This is a genomic window from Pseudomonas sp. 05N434 (assembly GCF_056396965.1).
The window spans coordinates 1-4,558 of record NZ_JBFTMK010000415.1; the positions used below are offsets into that span (position 1 = coordinate 1).

Annotated in this window: 6 protein-coding genes; 2 read left to right on the forward strand and 4 right to left on the reverse strand. The window is 59.3% G+C overall.

The genetic code is table 11. The features are described 5' to 3' along the window. Window positions 1-22: 22 nt before the first annotated feature. The 3 genes from AC1DLB_RS22080 to AC1DLB_RS22090 all read right to left on the reverse strand — a co-directional run bounded on the left by AC1DLB_RS22080 (window position 23) and on the right by AC1DLB_RS22090 (window position 1,252). Window positions 23-181 (reverse strand): hypothetical protein, encoded by a 159-nt coding sequence (locus AC1DLB_RS22080; protein ID WP_018927999.1) that lies wholly within the window; start codon window positions 179-181, stop codon window positions 23-25. Window positions 182-242: 61 nt separating this feature from the next. Beyond that, entirely contained in the window at window positions 243-554 is a 312-nt protein-coding gene (locus AC1DLB_RS22085; RefSeq protein WP_162830927.1) for an AzlD domain-containing protein, read from the reverse strand. Then, window positions 554-1,252: an AzlC family ABC transporter permease gene (locus AC1DLB_RS22090; RefSeq protein WP_477785644.1), complete on the reverse strand. Its 699-nt coding sequence runs from the start codon at window positions 1,250-1,252 to the stop codon at window positions 554-556. The genes AC1DLB_RS22085 and AC1DLB_RS22090 overlap by 1 nt, the downstream gene beginning before the upstream one ends. A 378-nt stretch (window positions 1,253-1,630) precedes the next feature. Between AC1DLB_RS22090 and dapA the strand changes: the two genes are divergently transcribed. Together dapA and AC1DLB_RS22100 are read left to right on the forward strand one after the other, a co-directional pair. Next, entirely contained in the window at window positions 1,631-2,506 is an 876-nt protein-coding gene (dapA, locus tag AC1DLB_RS22095) for a 4-hydroxy-tetrahydrodipicolinate synthase (RefSeq protein ID WP_477744577.1), read from the forward strand. Window positions 2,507-2,566: 60 nt separating this feature from the next. Beyond that, window positions 2,567-2,962, forward strand: a complete 396-nt coding sequence (locus AC1DLB_RS22100; protein WP_111453837.1) for a DUF2784 domain-containing protein — start codon at window positions 2,567-2,569, stop codon at window positions 2,960-2,962. A gap of 2 nt (window positions 2,963-2,964) precedes the next feature. On the opposite strand, the gene AC1DLB_RS22105 is transcribed toward AC1DLB_RS22100, so the two are convergent. Further along, the gene (locus AC1DLB_RS22105) at window positions 2,965-4,542 is read right to left on the reverse strand and encodes a sensor domain-containing diguanylate cyclase (RefSeq protein WP_477744576.1); all 1,578 of its coding nucleotides are present in this window, start codon (window positions 4,540-4,542) and stop codon (window positions 2,965-2,967) included. Window positions 4,543-4,558 lie beyond the last annotated feature (16 nt).

Below are 4,558 nucleotides of genomic sequence, written 5' to 3' on the forward strand. Positions count from 1 at the left end.
GCTTTGGGGATGTGCAAACCGATCAGGGCTTCAGCGGGTGTTCCTGGTCGCGGTCCGACAGCTCTTTGCCGTCGTCGGGGTGCTTCCAGTCCGGCGTCGAACGCTTCTGCCGCTCGATTTCTTCCTCCGTCGGTTCATCGGTCTCATCATCCAGGTCCGGACGCTTTGGTTCAGTGGCCATGTCCACCTCCCGTCCTCAAGGGATCATCCGTTAAGCGTAGAACAGTTTCGCCTCGGACGACTCAGAGCCACCAGCGCAGCAAAAAGAAAAAGCCCATGCTCAACAACATGCTGAGCAGAGTATTGCGGGTGTAAAGCACCAGGCCCACGGCCACCAGCGAACTGATCAGGTAGGGGTTGTCCCACTGCAGGTTCAACTGTTTGTCGGGCATGAACACAATCGGCCCGCAGATCGCGGTGAGCATGCCCGGCACCGCAAAACCGAGGAACTGCCGGGCATTGCTGCTCAAGCGCACCGGCAGCCGAGGTTCGAGAAAGACGTAGCGGTTCAGGAACACCAGCAGGCCCATCCCGATAATCACAGCCCAGACCATCATGTGCGCCCCACGTAGAGTTTGTTGCAGATAAAGCCCGCCGTCATGCCCGCCAACCCCGACAGCACCAGCGCCGAGCCCCATTGCCAATAGCTGAACAGCACCGAACAGAACAGCGAGACCGCCACGCAGACCACCGTCGGAACGTTGCGCACCACCGGCGTGATCAASGCGATAAAYGTSGCSGCGATGGARAAATCCAGSCCCAGGYGTTCRAGGCCCGGAATGCTGCTGCCCAGCACAATSCCSGCCAGGGTGAAGAGGTTCCATGCGATGTAAAACGTCAGGCCCACGCCGAGGGCGTACCAGCGGTTGAACTGCTGTTTGTCATGCTGACTGGTCAGGGCGAACAACTCGTCGGTGAGCAAAAAGCCCAGCCCGATACGCCAGCGGCCCGGCAACGGGGAAATCACCGAACGCATGCTCATTCCGTACAGCAAATGCTGGGAGGTCAGCAGCAACGTGGTCAACAGAATCGAAAAGACCCCGGCGCCGCCCTTGAGCATGCCGATGGCGACCAATTGCGCCGCGCCGGCAAACACGATGCTCGACAGCCCCTGGCCTTGCAGGGGCGTGAGGTTGGCCTCGATGGCCATGGAACCGGCCAGCAACCCCCAGGGCGCGGTCGCCAGGGACAACGGCATGATGGCCGCGGCGCCACGAAGGAATGCAGTACGCGGCATGAATGAGTTGGACATAACGCTCTACAACCAGGAAAAGTCTTCAGACTGTGCCAGCAGTCATGGCCGATGGCTTGAACAATCTTGCGCACTTGCAACGACTTCACGATTGACAAATACCCCGTCGGCTTTTAAAACTGGCGCCTCATTCAGGGTGTAAGCAACCATGTCCGCAACCTTCAACCTCAACACTGTCGTCATTGGCTTGATTGCCAAGGCGCAAGGTTGCGTTGCGCACGCCCCTAAATCGAAGAAACAGTCGCTCATGTGACCGGGGCGCGCTGTCCCGTCAGATGAGCTGACAGGACATTGAGCGCGACGGACACCCCTCCTCTTGCTGACTTCCTTCTACGCTTCTGACGGTGACGAAATCGGTCAACCTTCAGGAGAAAGTGCATGTCATCGTTTCAAGGTATCTGGGTTCCCATCGTTACGCCGTTTCACAATGGCGCGATCGACTTCGCCGGATTGCGGCGGCTGGTCAGTCATCTGCTGGAAAAAGGCGTCGATGGCATAGTGGTCTGCGGCACCACCGGGGAAGCCGCGGCGCTGGCCAAACATGAACAACTGGCGGTGCTCGATGCGGTGCTGGAACAGGTTCCACCAGAACGCGTGGTCATGGGCCTGGCCGGCAACAACCTCACCGAGTTGCTGCAATTTCAAAGCGAAATCCTGAAGCGTCCCCTGGCGGGCTTGCTGGTGCCGCCGCCCTACTACATCCGCCCTTCCCAGGCCGGCCTCGAAGCCTTTTTCAAGACCGTCGCCGATGCGTCCAGCGCCCCGATTATTCTCTACGACATCCCCTATCGCTCCGGCATAGCCTTCGAGCAGGCGACCCTGCTCCGGATCGTCGCCCATGAGCGGATCGTCGCGATCAAGGACTGCGGCGGCAACCCAGCCAACACCTTGGCACTGCTCTCCAGCGGTAACGTCGACGTGCTGTGCGGCGAAGATAATCAGATCTTCGGCGCGCTATGCCTGGGGGCCAAAGGCGCAATTGCCGCCTCGGCCCATGTTCATCCCGAGCTGTTCGTGACGCTGTATCAACAGCTTCGCGACAACCGCTTAGCGGCCGGCCGAACGACCTTCTTCCAGTTGCTGCCACTGATCCACAGCCTGTTCATCGAGCCCAATCCCGCCCCGGTGAAAACTGCCCTGGCCCTTGAAGGATTTATCCGCGACGAGCTGCGAGCGCCGATGCAACGCAGCAGTGAAAGCACGACGGTGCGTTTGAAAGAAGTACTGACAGCGCTTGAAGGCGGCAATCGATAGAGCACAAGCGTCCAGCCCGAGTACCATGGAGCGATTCACCCAACACGTCAGGGAATCGACATGCTTTACCGAATCGCCGCCGACGGGCTGGTGCTGTCTCACTTGTTGTTCATTCTGTTCGTGCTGTTCGGCGGGCTGCTGGTGCTCAAATGGCGCCACCTGATCTGGTGGCACCTGCCCGCCGCTGCATGGGGTGTGATCGTGGAAATCTTCCACCTGGCGTGCCCACTCACCGAATGGGAAAACCGCATGCGCCACGCGGCCGGGCAAACCGGTTACGGTGGCGGTTTTATCGAGCATTACGTGTGGCCGATTATTTACCCGGCCGGGCTGACGCCCACGATTCAACTGGCACTGGGCAGCGTGGTGTTGGCGCTCAACGTGCTGATCTATGCGCGGCTGTTCCGGCAATGGAAGCATCCGACCCGTTCAGGCAGTAACCACCGGTCCGGTTGAACTCAGTTGGCGATAACACTCATGTTCCGGCCACTGGCCTTGGCCACATACAGCGCCTTGTCCGCGGCGCCGACAATGTCGTCGGGCTGGGCTTGCGAGGCCGGGTCGTAGGCGCAGACACCCACGCTGACTGTGACCACGCCTTCCACGCCCCCAACGTGCTCGATGCCGGCCTGCTGAACCGCACGGCGGATGTTTTCCGCTACCAGAAACGCCCCCACGTAGTCGGTACCGGGCAGCACCACCGTAAACTCCTCACCACCGAAGCGAGCCGCGAGATCGCCGGGGCGCTTGATGTTTTCGGTGATGATCGTGCTGATTTTGCGCAAACACTCATCGCCCGCCAAATGACCGTAGTGATCATTGAAGCTCTTGAAGTGGTCGACATCGATCATCAGCAGCGCAAGATGGGTCTGGCTACGCCTGGCGCGGCCCATTTCCGCGAGAATGAACAGGTCGAATTGACGCCGGTTGGAAAGCCCGGTCAGTGCATCCTCCAGCGCCAGCAACTCCAGGCTGCGGTTGACCTCAATGAGTTTGTCCTGAGTCTCCAACAGATTGTTCTGAATATGATTCTGCTGCTTCATGAGGCGGATCAGGCGATAACCGAGAGCCCCCAGAAACCCCAGCAGCAACAGGACGATGCCCGCACTGAATATTGATTCCTGCCGCCAACTGGCCAGGACTTCATCCTTGTCGAGCCCGGCAAAGACGACAAGCGGATACCCCTCGACCCGTCGAAACCCCACGACCCGCACCACCCCGTCGACAAAGGACCTGACCGTTGCCGTACCGGAATCGCCCTTGGGCAACAGCTGGGTAAACAGCGGCCCTTTGGCAACACTGGTGCCGATATCGGCTTCGTTGAACGGGCGCCGAACGACGATGGTGGCGTCATCGGAGATCAGGTTGATCACGCCGTTATTGCCCATGTCGATGCTGTTGTACAAATCCAGGAAATGCTTGAGGTAGATCGAAGCCACCACCACGCCGGCAAACCGGCCATCAGGGTGATTGATCCGGCGTGACACGGTCATGATCCACTCACCGGTCGAGCGACTTTTTATCGACGGACCGATATGAGGGCCGCGGTCGGGATGATCACGGTGGTAGATGAAATATTCACGGTCGGAATTATTGGCATTGGGCGGTATGACGTTAATGGCGTTGGCGAGCCAGCGTCCTTCTTCATCGAACACGAACAGCCCATGGATCTGTACCAACTCACTGCGCTGAGCCTGGAGCAAACGTTGCAGTCGGGGAAATTTTTCCGGTTGCATGCCATCGATTTCGAGGCGGTCCACCAGGGAGAACAGTAGCGTGTCGGCCTGTTTGATCGATGCCTGCGCCTGCGAGGCCAGGGTTTGCGCCAGGTTGGACATCGCCACTTCGCTCTCACGCAGATGGTACTGACGCGAGTTCCAGCTTTCACCGATCACAATGGCCATCAAGGACAGGCACACCGAAATCAGCAGAGAAACCGCGTATCGAACCTTGAGCGTTGTCTCAACCGGCTCGGGCACCCAAGGCGTGGCGAACCGGGTGTGTTCGATACGATCTTTGACGGACGGATGCCCCATGACGCTCCCTGAATCC

What these genes read in the sequence shown, in the direction of transcription:
- AC1DLB_RS22105 (WP_477744576.1), bottom strand. Translation starts at nt 4,542, where the DNA reads ATGGGGCATCCGTCCGTCAAAGATCGTATCGAACACACCCGGTTCGCC.
- dapA (WP_477744577.1), top strand. Translation starts at nt 1,631, where the DNA reads ATGTCATCGTTTCAAGGTATCTGGGTTCCCATCGTTACGCCGTTTCAC.
- AC1DLB_RS22100 (WP_111453837.1), top strand. Translation starts at nt 2,567, where the DNA reads ATGCTTTACCGAATCGCCGCCGACGGGCTGGTGCTGTCTCACTTGTTG.
- AC1DLB_RS22085 (WP_162830927.1), bottom strand. Translation starts at nt 554, where the DNA reads ATGGTCTGGGCTGTGATTATCGGGATGGGCCTGCTGGTGTTCCTGAAC.
- AC1DLB_RS22080 (WP_018927999.1), bottom strand. Translation starts at nt 181, where the DNA reads ATGGCCACTGAACCAAAGCGTCCGGACCTGGATGATGAGACCGATGAA.